Source organism: Methylophilus sp. DW102, from assembly GCF_037076555.1.
Lineage (GTDB): Bacteria > Pseudomonadota > Gammaproteobacteria > Burkholderiales > Methylophilaceae > Methylophilus > Methylophilus glucosoxydans.
Genome location: NZ_AP029023.1, coordinates 2464697 through 2483660 on the forward strand (window position 1 = coordinate 2464697; position 18964 = coordinate 2483660).

General features: G+C 51.7%; 19 protein-coding genes. 9 read left to right on the forward strand and 10 right to left on the reverse strand.

Features of this window, described 5'->3' with window-relative positions:
- The first annotated feature begins 5 nt into the window (after window positions 1–5).
- From AACH41_RS11610 to AACH41_RS11620, 3 genes are all read left to right on the forward strand, one after another.
- Window positions 6–884: a DUF692 domain-containing protein gene (locus AACH41_RS11610; RefSeq protein ID WP_194748634.1), complete on the forward strand. Its 879-nt coding sequence runs from the start codon at window positions 6–8 to the stop codon at window positions 882–884.
- Window positions 884–1636, forward strand: a complete 753-nt coding sequence (locus AACH41_RS11615; RefSeq protein WP_338655256.1) for a putative DNA-binding domain-containing protein — start codon at window positions 884–886, stop codon at window positions 1634–1636. The genes AACH41_RS11610 and AACH41_RS11615 overlap by 1 nt, the downstream gene beginning before the upstream one ends.
- A 196-nt stretch (window positions 1637–1832) precedes the next feature.
- Window positions 1833–2300, forward strand: a complete 468-nt coding sequence (locus tag AACH41_RS11620) for a MarR family transcriptional regulator (protein ID WP_194748636.1) — start codon at window positions 1833–1835, stop codon at window positions 2298–2300.
- Between the two features lie 164 nt (window positions 2301–2464).
- Here AACH41_RS11620 and AACH41_RS11625 read toward each other — a convergent pair whose 3' ends face one another.
- The 3 genes from AACH41_RS11625 to AACH41_RS11635 all read right to left on the reverse strand — a co-directional run bounded on the left by AACH41_RS11625 (window position 2465) and on the right by AACH41_RS11635 (window position 6410).
- Window positions 2465–2650 (reverse strand): DUF1289 domain-containing protein, encoded by a 186-nt coding sequence (locus AACH41_RS11625; RefSeq protein WP_194748637.1) that lies wholly within the window; start codon window positions 2648–2650, stop codon window positions 2465–2467.
- Between the two features lie 23 nt (window positions 2651–2673).
- Entirely contained in the window at window positions 2674–5406 is a 2733-nt protein-coding gene (secA, locus tag AACH41_RS11630; RefSeq protein WP_338655259.1) for a preprotein translocase subunit SecA, read from the reverse strand.
- A 101-nt stretch (window positions 5407–5507) separates the two neighbouring features.
- Complete coding sequence (locus tag AACH41_RS11635) at window positions 5508–6410, reverse strand: M23 family metallopeptidase (RefSeq protein WP_194748639.1); 903 nt, start codon at window positions 6408–6410, stop codon at window positions 5508–5510.
- Between the two features lie 42 nt (window positions 6411–6452).
- On the opposite strand from AACH41_RS11635, the gene AACH41_RS11640 reads away from it, so the two are divergent.
- Together AACH41_RS11640 and AACH41_RS11645 are read left to right on the forward strand one after the other, a co-directional pair.
- Window positions 6453–6953 carry a DUF721 domain-containing protein gene (locus AACH41_RS11640; protein ID WP_228518830.1) on the forward strand — a complete coding sequence of 167 codons (501 nt, stop codon included), beginning with the start codon at window positions 6453–6455 and terminating at the stop codon, window positions 6951–6953.
- A 196-nt stretch (window positions 6954–7149) separates the two neighbouring features.
- The gene (locus AACH41_RS11645; protein WP_338655263.1) at window positions 7150–9180 is read left to right on the forward strand and encodes a sodium-translocating pyrophosphatase; all 2031 of its coding nucleotides are present in this window, start codon (window positions 7150–7152) and stop codon (window positions 9178–9180) included.
- A gap of 92 nt (window positions 9181–9272) precedes the next feature.
- Here the strand turns inward: AACH41_RS11645 and ppa are convergent, their stop codons facing one another.
- The 4 genes from ppa to gap (AACH41_RS11665) all read right to left on the reverse strand — a co-directional run bounded on the left by ppa (window position 9273) and on the right by gap (AACH41_RS11665) (window position 12276).
- Window positions 9273–9821, reverse strand: coding sequence for an inorganic diphosphatase (gene ppa / locus AACH41_RS11650; protein WP_194748641.1), 549 nt, complete (start codon window positions 9819–9821; stop codon window positions 9273–9275).
- Between the two features lie 72 nt (window positions 9822–9893).
- Entirely contained in the window at window positions 9894–10190 is a 297-nt protein-coding gene (locus AACH41_RS11655; RefSeq protein ID WP_194748642.1) for a DUF1232 domain-containing protein, read from the reverse strand.
- Between the two features lie 21 nt (window positions 10191–10211).
- Entirely contained in the window at window positions 10212–11111 is a 900-nt protein-coding gene (locus tag AACH41_RS11660; RefSeq protein ID WP_338655266.1) for a phosphoribosylaminoimidazolesuccinocarboxamide synthase, read from the reverse strand.
- 103 nt (window positions 11112–11214) lie between these two features.
- Window positions 11215–12276 carry a type I glyceraldehyde-3-phosphate dehydrogenase gene (gene gap, locus AACH41_RS11665; RefSeq protein ID WP_194748644.1) on the reverse strand — a complete coding sequence of 354 codons (1062 nt, stop codon included), beginning with the start codon at window positions 12274–12276 and terminating at the stop codon, window positions 11215–11217.
- A gap of 149 nt (window positions 12277–12425) precedes the next feature.
- Between gap (AACH41_RS11665) and AACH41_RS11670 the strand changes: the two genes are divergently transcribed.
- A complete protein-coding gene (locus AACH41_RS11670) occupies window positions 12426–13418 on the forward strand; it encodes a GGDEF domain-containing protein (RefSeq protein ID WP_338655268.1) in 993 nt (330 codons plus the stop codon).
- A 48-nt stretch (window positions 13419–13466) separates the two neighbouring features.
- Here the strand turns inward: AACH41_RS11670 and AACH41_RS11675 are convergent, their stop codons facing one another.
- Together AACH41_RS11675 and gap (AACH41_RS11680) are read right to left on the reverse strand one after the other, a co-directional pair.
- Window positions 13467–14660 carry a phosphoglycerate kinase gene (locus tag AACH41_RS11675; protein ID WP_338655270.1) on the reverse strand — a complete coding sequence of 398 codons (1194 nt, stop codon included), beginning with the start codon at window positions 14658–14660 and terminating at the stop codon, window positions 13467–13469.
- A gap of 99 nt (window positions 14661–14759) precedes the next feature.
- Entirely contained in the window at window positions 14760–15761 is a 1002-nt protein-coding gene (gene gap, locus AACH41_RS11680; protein ID WP_338655272.1) for a type I glyceraldehyde-3-phosphate dehydrogenase, read from the reverse strand.
- Window positions 15762–15924: 163 nt separating this feature from the next.
- On the opposite strand from gap (AACH41_RS11680), the gene msrA reads away from it, so the two are divergent.
- Complete coding sequence (gene msrA / locus AACH41_RS11685) at window positions 15925–16440, forward strand: peptide-methionine (S)-S-oxide reductase MsrA (protein WP_338655273.1); 516 nt, start codon at window positions 15925–15927, stop codon at window positions 16438–16440.
- A gap of 14 nt (window positions 16441–16454) precedes the next feature.
- Here the strand turns inward: msrA and AACH41_RS11690 are convergent, their stop codons facing one another.
- Window positions 16455–17003 (reverse strand): RNA pyrophosphohydrolase, encoded by a 549-nt coding sequence (locus AACH41_RS11690; protein WP_275356300.1) that lies wholly within the window; start codon window positions 17001–17003, stop codon window positions 16455–16457.
- A 138-nt stretch (window positions 17004–17141) separates the two neighbouring features.
- Between AACH41_RS11690 and AACH41_RS11695 the strand changes: the two genes are divergently transcribed.
- Together AACH41_RS11695 and AACH41_RS11700 are read left to right on the forward strand one after the other, a co-directional pair.
- A complete protein-coding gene (locus AACH41_RS11695) occupies window positions 17142–18200 on the forward strand; it encodes a YncE family protein (protein WP_338655275.1) in 1059 nt (352 codons plus the stop codon).
- A 187-nt stretch (window positions 18201–18387) separates the two neighbouring features.
- Entirely contained in the window at window positions 18388–18933 is a 546-nt protein-coding gene (locus tag AACH41_RS11700; protein WP_275356303.1) for an SRPBCC family protein, read from the forward strand.
- Window positions 18934–18964: the final 31 nt, after the last annotated feature.

Sequence of the window (18964 nt, forward strand, 5' to 3'; positions counted from 1 at the left end):
AGCGCATGGCGTTACGCTCAGAGATTCAGGGTGCGGGCTTGGGGCTCAAGCGTGAGCTGATTCCCCAACTGATGCGGCAGCATGGGGAGCCACAGCTCAGCGCGCTGCAGTTTTTAGAGATTGCCCCGGAAAACTGGTTACAGGCTGGCGGCAAATACGCGGCTGAGCTGGACTGGTTTGTTCAACGCTATCCCATGGTGTGTCACGGCTTGTGTTTATCGTTGGGCGGTCCAGACCCGCTCAACATCGCTTTTCTCAAACAGCTTAAGCAGTTTCTGAAAGACTTCGAGATTCCACTCTATACCGAGCACCTGAGTTATTGCAGCGACCTGAGCAATGGTTATATTTATGATTTACTGCCTATCCCCTTCACGCATGAAGCGGTGAAATATGTGGCGCAACGCATCCGGCAAACGCAGGATATTCTGGAGCAGCGCATCGCCGTTGAAAATACCTCGTTTTACGTGGCGGCACCAATGTCAGACATGGATGAAATCAGCTTTATCAATGCCGTATTGACCGAGGCGAATTGCGACCTGCATCTGGATATCAACAATCTGTATGTCAACAGCGTCAACTTTCAGTTTGATCCTTATGCCTTTTTGGACCAGATCCCAGCCGAGCGTGTGGTGTACGGGCACTTGGCCGGCCATTGGCAAGCGCAACCTGACTTACTGGTAGACACCCATGGCGAAGCGGTCATTGAACCGGTGTGGCAATTACTCACCCATGCCTATCGCAACTTGAAGATCTTCCCAACGCTGCTGGAGCGAGATAGCAATATTCCGGCACTCAACGAAGTCATGCTTGAAGTGAAGCGGATTGCGCAATCACAGCAATCGCAATTGCTGACCGACGCAAACATGCTGCCAGAGGTGGCCTGATGCCTGCCTTTCAGGATTACCAGGCCGACTTTACCGCCCATTTGCGTCAGCCAGCGCAGCATGCCCCTCCGCATGGGGTAGACCGCAAACGCATGCGCATTTACACGGAGATCGTCTTTAACCAGTTTTTGACTAGCCTGCAAGCCTGTTTTCCTGTGCTCAGGTCCATCCTGGGCAAGCGCATCTTTCAACGCCTGGCGCGGCAGTGCTTCTCCGGGCAAACATTTGCCAATCCCTTGTTTCAGGATATTCCCGCCAGATTTGTCGATTTTTTAAGCACCCATCAAGCCGCTGACCTGCCCCCATACACGACTGAATTGGCCCATTATGAATGGATAGAACTGGCGCTTAGTCGCGAGCTGGCAGAAGCACCATTGCCAGCGGCCGAGCAAACAGCGTTGGTACCTGGACTCACCCATCGCGTCAGCCTGACCGCCGTGCATCGCCTGCTGCATTATGCTTTTCCGGTGCATCAACTGTCGCGCAAGCAACGACATCTCCCTGCCGCTGACACTTACCTGCTCGTGTATCGTACGCCAGATTTTCAGATACGCTTTATCCAACTCAACGTGATCACCTACCAATTGTTACAACAGATACATCTGCATCCAGCCACTGCAGAACAACATTTGCTAGAATTGTCCCGACATCTGCCAGATCTGCCGCGCGAGACTTTGCTTCAATTTGGAATAGAGACCTTGCAGACCCTGGCCGCGGCGCAAGCGATCGACGTTACCCCAGCACAGGACTAATACGCACCGGACTCATTAATCCACGTAAATAATTACCTCTAAAGTATAAATACAATTAATATTTATCGTGAAAAGGACTTTTTTGTCTAAAATAAACCCAGTTCGGGATTTTTTCCCGACATTCGCCACCTCATAACAGGTGGACATTCAGGGAAGCTGATACAATAAAAAAATAAATATTTACATTAAATTAACCATGCAAAATACTCTTGCCAAAGAAGCTTTAAAACAATTTCGGATTATTTTTGGAACCGTGAGGCAACACTTCAGGGAGATTGAAGTGTCTTGTGGCATTTCAGGCTCGCAATTGTGGTTATTACACGAAATCGCCACGCACCCAGAATTAGGTGTTTCTCGTCTGGCTGAAAATCTGGCCATCCATCAATCCACCTGTAGCTTGCTCGTCGAAAAACTGGTCAAAAAACAATTGGTGCAAAAACAGCGTCAAAGCGAAGACCAACGCAAAGTCGGCCTGATTGTGACTGATGCTGGGCACGCGGTGCTCGCCAAGGCACCGAAACCAGTAGATGGCATTCTGCCGCAAGTCTTGCACACACTGGATATCGAAGCTTTAAAAGAGTTAAATGCCTCGTTGAACATGGTCATTACCAAGTTGGACGCACAATCCAAAGCACTCGCCGACCAGCCAATGGGTGATATGTAAAAGCATCGCTTGATTTGTGGACTGAGAATCACTGGTTGCGTCACGGATTATTCACCTGGCTTACGCTGAACCCAGCCCTCAATCAGCTCAAAACAACGCACACAAATAAAAAAGTCGGCAACTGCCGACTTTTTTATTTGTGTCTTGAATCCTGCAAAATTGAGTTATTCGCCAAATACTGCCGCCTCACGTGCCGCTGCCGTTTTGATGACTTCGGCTTTGGCCGCATTATCCAGATCCCACCATTGGCGGATTTCCTCTAGCGTTCTAAAGCAGCCCTGGCAAAAACCACTCACTTCGTCCATGCTGCACACCCCGACACATGGTGAGGCAATTTCCTGTTCTGACATGCTGATTTCCTTTCAAACTTACCCTAGCTCAAAGCACCGTGGCAATTTTTATATTTTTTGCCAGAGCCACATGGGCAAGGGTCATTACGCCCAACACGTACGCCTTCAGGCACATTCAAAGATTCTGCGGCGCTTGCATCTGTAGTCGCCAATGCAGAGTCGTAATCCGTGTGTTGATACTGCACATTTGCCACCTCGGCGGCGCGCATGGCTTCTTCTGCGCGGCGCTCTTCGGCTTCAAGCTCTTCGCGGGAACGAATCTGCACCTGCATGGTGATCTTGGTAACTTCACTTTTCACCGTATTCAACAGCGACTCAAACAGCTCAAACGCTTCACGCTTGTATTCCTGTTTGGGGTTCTTTTGCGCATAAGAACGCAAATGAATGCCTTGGCGCAAATGATCCAGTGCCGCCAAATGCTCGCGCCAGTGGTTATCCAGGCTTTGCAACATGACTGATCGCTCAAAATTACGCATGTTGTCATTACCTGCAAGTACCTCCTTGGCACCATACAACTCGTTGGCAGCATTGAGGATACGCTCACGCAAGGTTTCCTCATGCAGGTCAGGGTTGGTTTCCAGCCATTCCGCCACTGGCAAGGTCAAGCCAAGCTCAGCCTGCAAAGCCTGCTCGAGCGCTGGGACTTCCCATTGCTCTTCCACGCTGCCTGGGGGAACGTAAGTATTAAACAAGCTGTTGATGACGTCTTCGCGCATGGCATGAATCGTTTGGCCGACATCAATAGACTCTAGCAACTCATTGCGCTGTTCGTATATCACCTTGCGCTGGTCATTGGAGACATCATCGTATTCCAGCAATTGCTTGCGGATGTCAAAGTTACGGCCTTCAACCTTGCGTTGCGCGTTTTCAATGGCGCGCGTCACCATGGCATGTTCAATCGCTTCACCTTCCGGCATGTTGAGGCGGGTCATAATCGCCGCCACACGCTCACCGGAGAAAATACGCAACAATGGATCTTCAAGCGACAGATAGAAGCGGCTGGAGCCTGGATCGCCCTGACGGCCTGCACGGCCACGCAGCTGGTTATCTACACGGCGAGATTCGTGACGCTCGGTACCGATGATATGCAAACCACCCGCGGCCAGTACGGCATCATGGCGCTGCTGCCACTCGGCTTTGAGCTGGGCAATTTTGCCAGCTTTTTCTGCCTCAGACAGTTTTTCATCCTGCTGGATAGCATGAATTTCATTTTCCGAATTACCGCCGAGCACAATATCGGTACCGCGGCCAGCCATGTTAGTGGCAATGGTAATCACGCCTGGACGACCGGCCTCTGCCACGATGCTTGCTTCGCGCTCATGCTGTTTGGCATTCAATACCTGATGTTCAAGCTTGGCCTGAGTCAGGAGCTTGGAAATCAGTTCGGAGTTTTCAATCGAAGTGGTCCCGACCAGCACAGGCTGACCTTTGGCCTGACACTGTTTAATATCCTCAATGACGGCTTTGTATTTTTCCATCGCCGTGCGGTAGACCTTGTCCATCGCGTCCAGGCGCTGTACCGGTCTGTGGGTTGGGATCACCACGGTTTCCAAGCCATAAATCTGGTTAAACTCATAGGCCTCGGTATCAGCCGTCCCGGTCATGCCGCTCAGCTTTTGATACATGCGGAAATAGTTCTGGAACGTGATCGAAGCCAGGGTCTGGTTTTCTTTCTGGATGGTCACGCCTTCTTTGGCTTCGACTGCCTGATGCAGGCCATCAGACCAGCGGCGGCCCGGCATCATGCGGCCAGAAAACTCATCGACGATGACGATCTCGCCGTTACGCACGACATAATGCTGATCGCGATGATAGAGATTTTGTGCGCGCAAGGAGGCATACAAATGATGCACCAGCGTAATATTCGCCGGTTCATACAGGCTTGAACCCGCCGCCAGCAAGCCGGTTTGTTCCAGCAATTGCTCGGCATGCTCATGCCCGGCTTCACTCATGGTCACACTCTGGGCTTTTTCATCTACCCAGAAGTCGCCTTCACCCTCTTCGGCTTGCTGACGCACCAATTGCTTGGCCACTTCATTGATGGCGCCATACAAATCCACGCTGTGTTCCGCCTGGCCGGAAATAATCAAGGGCGTACGCGCTTCATCGATCAGGATAGAGTCCACCTCATCCACCAGCGCATAATGCAAAGGACGCTGTACGCGCTCCTCTTTGCTAAACACCATGTTGTCGCGCAGGTAATCAAAGCCGAACTCGTTATTGGTCCCGTAGGTAATGTCTGCCGCATAGGCCAGCTGCTTGGCATCATGCGTCATTTGAGACAGGTTAATGCCTACGCTCAGACCCAGGAAGTTATACAGTTTGCCCATCCATTCGGCGTCACGCTTGGCCAGATAGTCGTTGACCGTCACCACATGTACGCCTTTACCGGTCAAGGCATTCAAATAAGTCGGCAAGGTCGCCACCAGGGTTTTACCTTCACCGGTACGCATTTCGGCAATTTTGCCTGCGTTTAGCACCATGCCACCGATCAGCTGTACGTCGAAGTGACGCATCCCCAACACGCGCTTGCCGCCCTCACGCACAACTGCAAAAGCTTCTGGCAACAGCTTTTCCAGGCTCTCACCGCCAGCATAACGCTGTTTGAACTCCTCAGTTTTGGCCCGCAACTGCTCATCCGAGAGTGCGGCGATTTCTGACTCTAATGCATTGATTTGTTTGACGATTTGCTGGTACTGCTTGACGAGCCGATCATTGCGGCTACCAAATACTTTTTTAAACAACGAGGCTAACATGAGTCACACCGATTTCCGCTGACGCGGTGTTAATTGAAATAAACAGAGATTGTATAAGATATAGAGGGCGATTGTCTCAATTATTGTATTGCCTGACTGGGTCAGGAATGATTTTTGAGATACTCACGCGGGTCCAGCGGGTTGCCATTGAGACGAATTTCATAATGCAAATGCGGCCCGGTTGAGCGTCCGGTACTGCCAATTAAGGCAATCTTTTGACCCTTGGTAACACGGTCTCCCGGGTTCACCAATAACTTCGAATTGTGGGCATAGCGCGTTTCAAGACCCGCGCCATGGTCAATCTTGAGCAAATTGCCATAGTCTGCGGTTTGTACCGCGGTGGTCACAATACCGTCTGCGGCAGCATAAACCGGCGTCCCCACCGAGGCTGGGAAATCCAGGCCTTCGTGGAAAGCGCGATGGCCACTCATGGGATCAATCCGCCAGCCATAACTGGACGAACTATACGCGGCTTCCACCGGACTACTATTAGGCAGCATTTCGCGCAATACGCTCTTTTGCAACAACTTGGCCTCAAGCTTGCCCTGATACTCATCACGCAAATCGAGGTCTGCAGACATTTGCTCGATGGTTGCTTTCAGGTCTTCCTCACTCAGCGGAGAATCTTTTACCAGCGGCCCCCCGCGGCCCATCATGTCGTTGACCGGCGTTCTTTCATTAATCGGCTCGGCAGTCGATTTGACGCCTGCCAATTTGGACAAGCGCTGATTTTGCGCATCCAGCCGCAAAATACGCGCCTGCAATTCGCCAATTTGCTTGGCATAAGCATCGAGGTGATTTTGGGTAGACAACATGGCACCACGCAAGTGAGGCGGCAGCATAGCTTTAACGCCTTGTGATTTAATGACCTGCTGCGGTGTGATAAACAACAGCGTCAACACGATAGGCACCAAAATCAGCGCCAGCACCAAGCCGACACTTTCAAACACGCCCAATGTTTTGGGCTTGGCCATTTTTTCTGAAACAATAATGATATTAATCATGCTACGAACTCTCGCGATGCACCCGCCGCATGCCGACTAAACATGCATGACAGCGATGTGGTGTACAATATTCAAGCATTCTGTGGACAACCGGCCATGTTCAAAATCAACCAGATTTTCAAACATCATCAAGCGCTCAAACCGCTACTACAAGAAGCGGATGACCGTCAGCAATTACAACAATGCTGGTCTGCAGTTGCCCCGGAATTTTCCAGGCTTTCGCATGTGCTAGCCCTACAAGAGGGGGCGCTAACGATTGCAGTGCAATCAGGCGCTGTGGCCAGCAGAATCAGGCTAATGGAAGCCCAATTACTGCGAAAAATCCAGGAATTTAGTCAAAACTCCCGGAAAATCAAGGCTTTAAACCTTAACGCAATTAAGGTCAAAGTGCAAGTAAAATCTCGCCCGCCTAGCAAAACCAAACGCATCAAATCCCCGTCCAAGCACGCCTTAACGGCACTCGAACGTTGCGCCAAACAAATCGACAATCCTGCGCTGGAAGCGGCCCTGCTTGAGTTTGTCGATCACCAGCGTCAAGACTGAGCCAACCTCACCTGTTAGCCGGGAACCCGGCCATCTCTGCAATCAGAGTACGTATGCTCCGCTATTACACGCTATTGTAGGTGCACACTAATAGTGCAATAATGCCCCAACCTGTTACATTCCATTAACAAATCTGGCAACAGGGTGGTGAGCAGTCATTATCTTCAACGTAGTTTCATCAGGAACAGGAGAAGTCATGTCAGTTGCACTAATGTTAGCGCTTGGTGCCGCCGTTCTGGCGGTAGTGTATGGCGTCGTAATGAGTCAATGGATTTCAGGGTTGCCCGCGGGGAACGCCCGCATGCAAGAAATTGCCGGCGCCATTCAACAAGGGGCGGCTGCCTATCTCTCCCGACAATACAAAACGATTGCCCTGGTTGGGGTTGTTTTGACGATCTTGATCGGTATTTTTCTAAACCCGCAAACTGCCATCGGATTTGTGATTGGCGCGGTTCTCTCCGGGGCCTGCGGATTTATAGGCATGAACGTCTCGGTGAAAGCAAACGTACGGACCGCCCAAGCCGCGACGCATGGCATAGGGGCGGCTCTGGATGTCGCATTTAAAGGCGGCGCAATCACTGGCATGCTCGTCGTTGGCCTGGGGCTGTTAGGGGTGGCAGGGTTTTATATCTACCTGGGTGCTGAGCAGGCGACTGATCTGAACCCACTGATTGGCCTGGCTTTTGGTTCCTCGTTGATCTCTATCTTTGCGCGCTTGGGCGGTGGCATTTTCACCAAGGGCGCCGATGTCGGGGCCGACCTGGTAGGTAAGGTAGAAGCTGGTATTCCTGAAGATGACCCCCGCAACCCGGCTGTGATTGCGGACAATGTCGGCGACAATGTGGGTGACTGCGCTGGCATGGCGGCTGACCTGTTTGAAACTTACGCGGTGACCCTGATTGCCACCATGGTACTGGGGGGACTGATGGCAACAGAAGCAGGTGCCAATGGCATCATTTACCCCTTGTTGCTAGGTGCGGTTTCCATCGTCGCCTCAATTATTGGCTGCTTTTTTGTCAAAGCCTCGCCCGGTATGAAGAATGTGATGCCCGCGCTATACAAAGGCCTGGCGGTCGCTGGCGTCCTCTCGCTAATTGCGTTTTACTTTGTCACGCAATATGTATTTCCGCAAGGCTATACCCATGGTGAAGTCACGGTGTCCAGCCTGGCCCTGTTTGGCGCCTGTGCGGTAGGGCTGGGACTGACCGCGGCACTGGTATGGATTACCGAATACTACACTGGGACCGATTACGCGCCGGTCAAACACGTGGCGCAAGCCTCTACCACCGGCCATGCCACCAATATTATTGCCGGGATAGGCGTCTCGATGAAATCCACCGGCCTGCCTGTACTCTCGGTGTGTCTTGCGATTTATGTCGCTTTTCACCTGGCAGGATTGTATGGGGTGGCCATTGCCGCCATGGCCATGCTCAGCATGGCAGGCATTGTCGTGGCTTTGGATGCTTACGGCCCGATCACCGATAACGCAGGCGGGATTGCCGAAATGGCTGAATTACCTAGCAGTGTCCGCGATGTAACTGACCCGCTGGATGCTGTAGGCAACACCACCAAAGCGGTCACCAAAGGCTATGCTATTGGCTCCGCAGGCCTGGCAGCGTTAGTCCTGTTTGCAGACTACACACACAAGCTTGAAAGCGCCGGCATCACTGCCAGCTTTGATTTGAGCGACCCCAAAGTCATCATAGGCTTGTTTATCGGCGGCTTGATTCCATATCTGTTTGCCGCCATGGCCATGGAAGCGGTAGGTCGTGCCGCAGGCAGTGTGGTTGAAGAAGTCCGCCGCCAGTTTCGCGAAATCAAAGGGATTATGGAGGGCACAGCCAAGCCTGAATACGGCAAAGCCGTGGATATGCTGACCAGCGCAGCCATCAAGGAAATGATGTTGCCCTCTCTGCTGCCGGTGGCCGCACCGATTGTGGTCGGACTGGTTCTGGGGCCGGTCGCACTGGGCGGTTTGTTGATGGGCACCATCGTGACCGGCTTATTTGTCGCCATCTCGATGTGTACTGGTGGTGGCGCCTGGGATAACGCCAAGAAATACATTGAGGATGGCCATTATGGCGGCAAAGGATCTGATGCGCACAAGGCGGCCGTGACAGGCGATACCGTTGGCGACCCTTACAAGGATACGGCGGGCCCAGCTGTGAACCCACTGATCAAGATCATCAATATTGTTGCGCTGCTGATCGTGCCCTTATTACATTGACCTTGGATTTTAAGCGTTCATAAAGCAAAAAGCCGGGCGAACGACCCGGCTTTGTTGTGCGCGTTGCAACAAATTAGAACGCTGGCTTCACTTTAAAACGCTGGCTTCACTTCGGCCTTGTTGTAACGGGCAACCCCATCCACGATTTCCTTGTGGGCATCTTCAATCCCCACCCAACCTTCAATTTTCACCCACTTACCCTTGTCCAGATCTTTGTAGTGTTCAAAGAAGTGCGCAATCATATCCAGGCGCCAAGGCGATACATCGGTCAATGTTTTTTGATAAGCATAGAGGCCGCAGACTTTCTCAACCGGCACCGCCAGCACTTTGGCATCACCACCCGCTTCGTCTGTCATTTTCAGCATGCCCAATGCACGGCAACGCACGACCACACCTGGCAACAAAGGCACTGGCGTAATCACCAGCACATCCACCGGGTCTCCATCATCGCCCAGGGTATGTGGAATGTAACCATAGTTACATGGATACTGCATGGAGGTGCCCATAAAGCGATCGACGAACAGCGCACCGCTTTCTTTATCTACTTCATATTTCACTGGATCACCATTGGCTGGGATCTCGATAATGACGTTAAAGTCGTGGGGCAAATCTTTGCCGCTAGGCACCAAATTCAAAGACATGTTTTTAAACCTATCCCTATAAAAAAATCGCCATTATAGGCGATTAATATGAACATTTGCTGGCAAACAACACTATTTTTGATCCTGCTCAGCCGCGACCGCATCGCGGCATGCCTGCCTGATCGTCACAGGAATCAGCTTGAGCGCGAGATACAGCAACAGCGGAATAATCACCAATTCATCAAGCTGGCCAATCAGCGGAATAAAGTCGGGAATCAGATCAAACGGCAACACCAGATACGCCAGGGCTAGCCATAATAACGCTTTGGCTAACCAGGGCGTTTGCGGATGTGCAAGCAATGCGCGATAAAACAAGACCTCTTGTTTAAAGCGTTGGCCCAGCGTCACCAGTTGTGCACGAAACCCCATCGCCCTTGACCGATTCAGCAGTCAATCCACCTGCAACGTGCGACCGGTGAGTTTGGCAAATGCCTCCATGTACTTGTCCGAGGTGCGTTGAGCTACGCCAGCAGGTAATTCCGGGCCTGGCGGCGTCTTGTCCCAACCGCAACTTTCCAGCCAGTCACGCACATACTGTTTATCGTAGCTGGGCGGGTTGCTGCCCACCTGATACTGGTCTGCAGGCCAGAAGCGTGAAGAATCAGGCGTCAATACCTCGTCCATCACATGCAATACCCCTTGCGCATCCACACCAAATTCAAACTTGGTGTCGGCAATGATGATGCCTTTGGTACGCGCATACTCGGCCGCACGCGTATATAGCGCAATTGCCGCCTGCTCGACCTGGGCCGTAAGCGCTTTACCAATCAGAGCTTCCACCTGGGCAATGCTGATATTTTCGTCATGCTCACCTACCGCCGCCTTACTCGAAGGGGTAAACAAAGGTTGTGGCAACTGCTGCGCCAGTTGCAGGCCTGCTGGCAGGGGAACATCACATACCGTGCCCTTGGCCTGATACTCTTTCCAGCCGCTGCCCACCAGATACCCGCGCACAATCGCTTCCAATGGCAAGGCTTTGAGTTTTTTGACCACCACGGCACGGCCTTTGACCTGAGCCACTTCATCCGGCGCGACTACAGATTCCGGCGCGATCCCGGTCAAGTGGTTAGGCACCACATTCTGCAATTGCTCAAACCAGAAGTTAGCCATTTGCGTCAGCATCGCGCCCTTGTGTTGAATCCCCGTGGGCAAAATCACATCAAAAGCACTCAAGCGATCTGTACTGACCAGCAGCATGGTCTGCGCGTCGATATCGTAGATATCACGCACCTTCCCCTGGTGCAGTTTTTTCAGACTCTTGATAGAAGTTTCGAGCAATGGCGCTGACATAATCGTGATCACAAAAGTAAAAACCGCATTATAAATGCGCCACGCCCTTGCAGGCGAATAAATTGTCCGGTAAAGACTCAGCCCGCAAATGGAGGCCGTCTCGCTAAGCAGCCACCTCTTCAATCTCGACCGGATCAGGCAAATTGGTCATGCACAGCTTGGCATAGCCCACATAGCGCGTCAGACGCAGCAAATTGCAGGTATAACCATACTCATTGTCGTACCAGGCTACCAGCTTCACAAAAGAGGGGTCCAGCATAATGCCAGCCGATGCATCAAACACGCTGGCAGCTGGGTAGCCTCTGAAATCACTGGAAACCACGGCCTCATCGGTATACCCCAGCACCCCTTTCAAATCTCGCTCTGCGGCGTACTTCATCACGGCGCAGATGTCTTCATAAGTGGTTTTTTGCTGCAACTCGACCGTCAGGTCAACCACCGACACATCTGCCGACGGAATACGCATGGCCATGCCGGTTAACTTCTTGTTGAGGGCCGGAATCACTTTACCGACGGCCTTGGCCGCCCCGGTACTTGAAGGAATAATGTTATCAAAGACGCCACGACCTCCCCGCCAATCCTTGTTCGACGTCCCATCCACCGTTTTTTGAGTCGCCGTGGCCGCATGAATAGTGGTCATCAATCCACGTTTGATGCCAAAATGATCATGCAACACCTTGGCCATAGGCGCCAGGCCATTGGTGGTGCAAGAGGCGGCAGAAACAATTTCTTCACCGCGATAATGGTAATGATTGACGCCATACACATACATAGGCGTGTCGTCCTTCCCTGGCGCTGATTGGACGACAATGCGCGCGCCCCCATTAATGTGTGCAGCACAGGTTTCCTTGGTCAGAAAGACACCAGTACACTCCACCACCACATCCACGTTTGCACTGGCCCAGTCAATCTGCGCCGGATCACGATGTGCCGTCAACCGGATGGGCTTGCCATTCACCACCAGCGATTCGCCCTCTAACTGTGCATCGTATGCGAGACGACCGTGCACCGAATCGTACTTGAGCATATACAACATCTGCTCGGGCGCCTCGATGCCGTTGATCGCCACCACCTCCACATCTTTGAACTCTGCCTGATTTAAAGCGGCTCTGAGCACCATGCGCCCAATTCTGCCAAACCCGTTTATGCCGATCCGAACAGTCATTTTTTGGACTCCTTTTGTCGTGGATATCCTAAAACAAGCAATTTTGATGCTCATTTTGAGCAGTTAGCGTTAGACAGTCATCGTGGCCTTGAATAGAATAGAGTTGAAAACTTTAAATCATTCAAGCCCCCCCGCCCATCGGATATTTTGTGAACGTTGCAGAGCAATTACTGAGTGGTATTCTGGATACATTATCATTGCAAGTGGCAGTGATTGATGAAGCAAGCAGCATTCTCTATGTGAATCAGGCTTGGCGCAGCTTTGGCCTGTTTTACGGGCTGCAACTTGACACAGACTGGTTTGGCATCGCCTATCTCGATATTTGCAAGGCTAATGAAGACACCAACCAGCCAGCCTTGCTGGAGGGCGTTCAACAGGTATTAAGTGGGGCACGTGACCATTTCAGTATTGATTACCTCTGCCACACCCCAACCCAGGAGCCGACCTGGCTGACCTTGAATTTGCAGCCGATGCAAAGCAGCCTCGCAGAGCAAGGCCCGTGCTTTTTGCTGACCCTCACCAATATCACGCATCACAAGCAGGTCGAAGACCGAATTTCTGCCCTCACACTGACAGACCCACTCACCGGCCTCGCCAACCGCCGTCGACTTGAGCAATTCATGCGGGATGAGTGGTCACGCGCGATTCGCCATCAATCCAGTCTGAGTGTGATGATGGTCGATGCGGATCACTTCAAGCAACTCAATGACAGCATGGGGCATGCCGCTGGCGATGACTGTTTGCGCCAAGTCGCCACCATTCTGAAAGGCTTTAGTAACCGGCCAGGAGATCTGGCTGCACGCTACGGTGGAGAAGAGTTTGTGTTGGTACTGGGCCAGACCACGCAGGCGGAAGCCGTCAAAATTGCCGAGCGCATCCGGCAAAAAATCATGGCGCTGGATATCCGTTTTGCCGGACACCGCTTGATGACAGTGAGCATAGGCATTGCCTCACTGGGCGCCCATCATGCGCAATCAGCAAAGGAACAACCCGCACGCACCCAGTGGCTCAATTTTAGTGAAGACGGTAATTTGCTGCTGGAACAAGCGGACAAGGCCCTGTATGTGGCAAAAAAACAGGGCCGTAATCGCGTTGAAGTGTACGACAAACACCACAGACTGACGGTGCCGCTCTCGGTGTAGCCCAAATGTGGGCTAAGTCCGCGAGCAGCCCACCGCGGTGAGCAAAAACTAGGCAGCACGCGCTTCCAGCATGGCCACCGCAGGCAAGGTCTTGCCTTCCAGAAACTCCAGAAACGCGCCGCCGGCAGTTGAGATGTAAGACACTTTGTCATAGATGTCGTATTTTTGAATGGCGGCAATGGTGTCACCGCCCCCAGCCAGCGTAAACGCCTTGGTTTCGGCAATCGCCTTGGCAATGGTTTTGGTGCCTTCGCCAAACTGGTCAAACTCAAACACACCAACCGGGCCATTCCAGACCACGGTACCGGCTTTCATGATGATATCGACCAACTCAGCCGCGGATTGCGCGCCGATATCAAAAATCATGTCATCGGCAGCGACCTCAGTTGCGGCTTTTTTCACGGCAGGCTCATTCGCATCAAACTGCTTACCTACCACCACATCTTTAGCAATCGGCACACAAGCGCCACGGGCAGCCATTTTCCCCATCAGGCCTTTGGCCGTTTCCACCAGGTCGTCTTCGCACAGAGATTTGCCTATTTCATGACCCGTCGCCTTGAGGAAGGTATTGGCAATGCCGCCGCCTACCACCAGTTGATCCACTTTGTCAGACAAACTTTCCAGCACGGTGAGCTTGGTAGAGACTTTAGACCCGCCCACAATCGCCACCAGCGGACGTGCCGGGGCCAGCAAGGCCTGGCTCAAGGCATCCAGCTCTTCGGTCAGCAAAATACCGGCACAGGCGACAGGCGCAAATTTGGCAATGCCGTGGGTGGAGGCTTCGGCGCGGTGTGCGGTGCCAAAGGCATCCATGACAAATACATCGCAGAGCGCGGCGTACTTTTTGGCCAGCTCATCATTGTTTTTTTTCTCGCCCACATTAAAACGGCAGTTTTCGAGCAAAATCAACTGACCGTCCTCGGTGGTCAAACTGTCTTCAGGCGCATTTGGTGCCAGCCAGTTTTTCACCAGGCGGACCGGCTGACCCAATAGCTTGCTCATGACATCGGCCACGGGCTTCAGGGAGTTTTCTTCGGTATACACGCCTTCTTCAGGACGGCCCAAGTGTGAAGTCACCATCACTTTGGCGCCAGCTTTCAATGCATATTCTATGGTGGGCATGCTGGCCACAATTCTGGCATCACTGGTCACCACGCCATCTTTCACCGGCACATTGAGATCCGCACGGATGAAAACGCGCTTGCCACGTAAATCGAGGTCGGTCATTTTGATGAATTTCATGAAGGTCTCCCTTGAGCGGTCGGCGCCGCTTGAATATAAACTGGTAAGGATAAAAAGCTGTTTGGCAAAAGCAAACGGGGCATAAAGCCCCGTGCATGATTAAGCAATGTGTTGAACCAGACGCAGCAGGTTACAGGTATATCCGTATTCATTGTCATACCAGCCGACCACTTTAACAAAGGTCGGATCCAGCATAATGCCGGCATCGGCATCAAACACACTGGCGGCTGGGCTGCTACGGAAGTCACTGGAAACCACCTTCTCGTTAGTGTATTCCAGTACGCCTTTCAGCGCGCCGTCAGCAGCTTGTTGCATGGCTGCACAAATGGCCTCATAAGTCGTTTCGCTATTGAGCTCCACGGTCAGATCAACGACAGACACATCGGCAGAAGGCACGCGCATGGACATGCCGGTGAGTTTTTTGTTGAGGGAAGGAATCACCTTGCCCACCGCCTTGGCCGCGCCTGTACTCGAAGGAATAATGTTTTCAAACACACTGCGACCGCCGCGCCAGTCTTTTTTGGAGGTGCCATCAACCGTGAGTTGTGATGCAGTGGCGGCATGAATGGTGGTCATCAGGCCACGCTTGATACCAAAGCTATCGTGCAAGACTTTGGCTAAAGGCGCCAAGCCGTTGGTGGTACACGAAGCCGCTGAAATAATGGCCTGACCAACATACTCATGGTGATTCACGCCAAATACAAACATGGGAGTATCATCTTTACCCGGCGCAGATTGCACTACTTTTTTGGCACCGCCTTGAATATGCGGCTGGCAGGCTTCCTGAGTCAAAAAGGCGCCGGTGGACTCCACCACAATCTCTGCACCGCCTTTGCGCCAGTCAATATTGTTCGGGTCACGCTCAGCCGTCAAATGGATACGCTTACCATTCACCACCAACGCGCCATTGTCAGCTTCTACTTTGGCATTAAACCGACCATGGACTGAGTCATACTTGAGCAAATACATCATGTATTCAACATCATATGAGCTGTTAATCGCCACCACTTCAATATTGCTGAACTCTGGCTGCTCAATTGCCGCACGCAAAGCCATGCGACCTATCCGTCCAAACCCGTTAATGCCTACCTTGACTGACATATGCTCCCCAACATTGTTAGAACTAAAATGAAGTATTTTAACCTAAACACACTATACTGGACAGACAGTAAGTGTTTGATTTGATACACGACTCAAGCATTCCCATATTTAAAACCCGGTCATTTTGACCACGCAGGGCTGCTTGTGATGAAAGAGGAAGGTTATGCAAGACAACATTATTCTGGCGGGTGGCTGCTTTTGGGGCATGCAGGATTTAATCAGAAGACTGCCAGGCATCATTAGCACACGGGTAGGCTATACCGGCGGAGAGGTGCCCCATGCCACTTACAAAAATCATGGCAACCATGCCGAGGCGATTGAGATTGTATTTGATCCCGCGCAGATCAGCCTGCGGCAATTACTTGTGTTTTTCTTTCAGATTCACGACCCGACCACGCCTAACCGCCAGGGGAACGATTTGGGGCCCTCTTACAGATCGGCCATTTTTTATGCATCAGCAGAACAGCAAGCTGTTGCCGAACAATTGATCGCTGAAATGAACGCCTCAGGCATCTGGCCCGGCAAAATTGTCACCGAGCTTACGCCCGCAACAGATTTCTGGCTGGCAGAACCGGAGCATCAGGATTATCTGCTGCGTTACCCAAACGGCTACACCTGCCACGGCCTGAGACCGCAGTGGATATTACCGCAAGATCGCGCAACAGCAAGCTGGTTATAAACCAGGCATGAACATTACTCTGGCGTTACGGTGGGCGGCTGCTTGGTCACGGCCGAGGGTTTGCGTGCTTTAGGATAATGGCGCCTAGCAGGATGATGCAGAAAAGTCGCCAATTCATTCAAGGCCAATTGATAGACCTCGCGCTTGAATTCGATCACATCCTCCAGCGGCACCCAGTACTCACTCCAGCGCCAGGCATCAAACTCGGGATGCTCGGTCGCGCGCAATGACACATCACTGTCACGCCCGATCAGGCGCAACAAAAACCAGATCTGTTTTTGTCCTTTGTAGCTTCCGCGCCACTCGCGCTTGACCCAGCTGGTAGGCACGTCATAGCGCAGCCAGTCACGTGTACGGCCCAGAATTTTAACGTGCTCAGGCTTGAGGCCAACCTCTTCCATCAATTCACGATACATGGCTTGCTCAGGCGTTTCACCATATTTGATGCCGCCTTGCGGAAACTGCCATGCATGTTCCCTGATACGCTTGCCCCAAAACACCTGATTGTGCGTATTGCAAAGCACAATTCCGACGTTTGGACGGTATCCATCACGATCTAACATAAAAAACTGCCTTCAATATTTCATGCAATTTTTTCACACTTTAGCCTTTAATGAAAGGACAACCGTCAAAAGCATGCGCAAGCCCGGCAAGGTGTATAAAATTCAAAAGCAGACTCGCCAATTTATTTAAAATCCATCATGCGCCCCACGAAAACACTGTCAACCAGAGACAAGACCATGCGTTGTTTGCCCATGCTCAAGCGATTTTCAACCAGATTTACGACCGGGCTCTCGATCCGTCTCCCGTTGGCAAGTATGAAGTTTTTTGCCCCCCTCTTGCTTGGTGTGCCCATTTTCGCGTTAGCGGGCAACCTCGCTTACATCACCAATCAAGGCAGTGACAGCGTATCCGTGCTGGACATCGCCAGCAAGCAAGTCACGCGTACCATTGCGGTGGGCAAAGCCCCAGTCGGGGTGGCTATCGCACCTAAAAAGCAGCGCGTGTATATCAGCAACGCTAATAGCCAAACCGTGTCAGTGATCAATAGCGCCACCCAACAAACGGTGCAAGAAATTCCGGTCAACGCCCAAGCCGTTGGCATTGCTTTAAGCCGCGACGAGAAAACCTTGTACGTGGCCGATTGGGGCGGCGAGCAAGTGATTGCAGTGGATACTGCGCATCCTGAAAAACAGCAAACCTTCAAAGCGGGCAAAACCCCTTCCGGCTTGCTGGTCAGTGCGGATAACAAAAAGCTGTTTATCGCCAACCGCGACAGTAACGATGTCACCGTGGTCGATACCAAAACCTTGAGAACCATTGCACAAGTGCCCGTTGGCCTGCATCCCTTTGCACTAAGCTTGAGCCCGGATGGTAAAACCGTGTTTGTCGTTAATGTGGTCAGCAACACGCTCACCTTGCTGAATGTAGAGACCTATCAGGCCAGCACCGTCAAAACCGGGCAGCACCCTTATGGCGTGGCGATCAGCCCAGATGGCCGTCGTGCTTACGTGAGCAACAATCACGCCGAAAGCGTGTCGGTAATTGATTTGACCAATGGCAACACCATCACAACCATCGCTGTGGGCGAATATCCCGAGGGCATTGAATACGACAAGGCCAGCAATCAGGTACTGGTCGTCAACTGGGGGACTGACAATGTCTCCATCATAGACGCACTCACCAATACCGTGACGCAAACGATCAGCAGTCCCAAGTTATGCCGCTCTTTCGGGCAATTTATTCTCGAAGCGAAATAGCAAGAAAAGGGCTGTGCAGAGCCAAAGCAATCTATTTTTTGATTTTTTCACAGGATGACCAATGAATTAGTCGCAAAGAAGTTTATTTTTGGGTAAAGTCTCGGATTGTTTTTTAAAACACTTTGACCGCTTACCGATCCACGCCGAGCTTTAGTTTTAAAAGTCTGTAAATTTCAGGAGATATGTAATGAAAAAATTTCTAGGCATGATTGCTGTTTCTTTATTGCCGTTGATCCCCCTCACCGCTGGTGCACACGGTGCAGCAGCCTTACGCTTTGAAAAAAGCGTCACCATCAAAGCGCCTGCTGCAAAAGTATGGGCATTGGTCAAAGATTTTGGGAACGAACAAGCCTGGCATTCAGGCGTTGTGTCTACCACCGTAGAGCAGAAAAAAGATGAAAACGGCGACGATGCCACCTACCGCACCGTCAAACTGAAAAACGGCGGCGTCATGTACGAAAAACTGCGTTTTATTGACGACGCTGGCATGCGCGTTAAATATGAATATGTGTATGAAAAAAGTACATTACAGTTTGCTAACTTTTACCCAATGATCACAGTGACTGCCAACGGCAATGACACTGTCGTTTCAGTCAAAGGCAGCTACACTCGCGCCGATTCCTCCAACATTCCAAAGCCTGAGCAAAATGATGATGCCGCGACCAAGGCGCTCGACGACTTTTTTGATCCAGGTCTCGAAAGCCTGAAAAAGGTTGCCGAATCGGGAAAGTAATTAGCCAGGGTTCTGGAAAAAAATCGCAAGG

Excerpts from the sequence above, each read along its gene's own strand:
- AACH41_RS11610 (WP_194748634.1), top strand. The coding sequence starts at position 6 with ATGGCGTTACGCTCAGAGATTCAGGGTGCGGGCTTGGGGCTCAAGCGT.
- AACH41_RS11690 (WP_275356300.1), bottom strand. The coding sequence starts at position 17,003 with ATGTTAGATCGTGATGGATACCGTCCAAACGTCGGAATTGTGCTTTGC.
- AACH41_RS11645 (WP_338655263.1), top strand. The coding sequence starts at position 7,150 with ATGTCAGTTGCACTAATGTTAGCGCTTGGTGCCGCCGTTCTGGCGGTA.
- AACH41_RS11615 (WP_338655256.1), top strand. The coding sequence starts at position 884 with ATGCCTGCCTTTCAGGATTACCAGGCCGACTTTACCGCCCATTTGCGT.
- AACH41_RS11700 (WP_275356303.1), top strand. The coding sequence starts at position 18,388 with ATGAAAAAATTTCTAGGCATGATTGCTGTTTCTTTATTGCCGTTGATC.
- AACH41_RS11675 (WP_338655270.1), bottom strand. The coding sequence starts at position 14,660 with ATGAAATTCATCAAAATGACCGACCTCGATTTACGTGGCAAGCGCGTT.
- AACH41_RS11620 (WP_194748636.1), top strand. The coding sequence starts at position 1,833 with ATGCAAAATACTCTTGCCAAAGAAGCTTTAAAACAATTTCGGATTATT.
- AACH41_RS11695 (WP_338655275.1), top strand. The coding sequence starts at position 17,142 with ATGCGCCCCACGAAAACACTGTCAACCAGAGACAAGACCATGCGTTGT.
- AACH41_RS11660 (WP_338655266.1), bottom strand. The coding sequence starts at position 11,111 with ATGTCAGCGCCATTGCTCGAAACTTCTATCAAGAGTCTGAAAAAACTG.
- AACH41_RS11635 (WP_194748639.1), bottom strand. The coding sequence starts at position 6,410 with ATGATTAATATCATTATTGTTTCAGAAAAAATGGCCAAGCCCAAAACA.
- gap (WP_338655272.1), bottom strand. The coding sequence starts at position 15,761 with ATGTCAGTCAAGGTAGGCATTAACGGGTTTGGACGGATAGGTCGCATG.
- ppa (WP_194748641.1), bottom strand. The coding sequence starts at position 9,821 with ATGTCTTTGAATTTGGTGCCTAGCGGCAAAGATTTGCCCCACGACTTT.
- AACH41_RS11655 (WP_194748642.1), bottom strand. The coding sequence starts at position 10,190 with ATGGGGTTTCGTGCACAACTGGTGACGCTGGGCCAACGCTTTAAACAA.
- msrA (WP_338655273.1), top strand. The coding sequence starts at position 15,925 with ATGCAAGACAACATTATTCTGGCGGGTGGCTGCTTTTGGGGCATGCAG.
- gap (WP_194748644.1), bottom strand. The coding sequence starts at position 12,276 with ATGACTGTTCGGATCGGCATAAACGGGTTTGGCAGAATTGGGCGCATG.
- AACH41_RS11625 (WP_194748637.1), bottom strand. The coding sequence starts at position 2,650 with ATGTCAGAACAGGAAATTGCCTCACCATGTGTCGGGGTGTGCAGCATG.
- AACH41_RS11640 (WP_228518830.1), top strand. The coding sequence starts at position 6,453 with ATGCATGACAGCGATGTGGTGTACAATATTCAAGCATTCTGTGGACAA.
- secA (WP_338655259.1), bottom strand. The coding sequence starts at position 5,406 with ATGTTAGCCTCGTTGTTTAAAAAAGTATTTGGTAGCCGCAATGATCGG.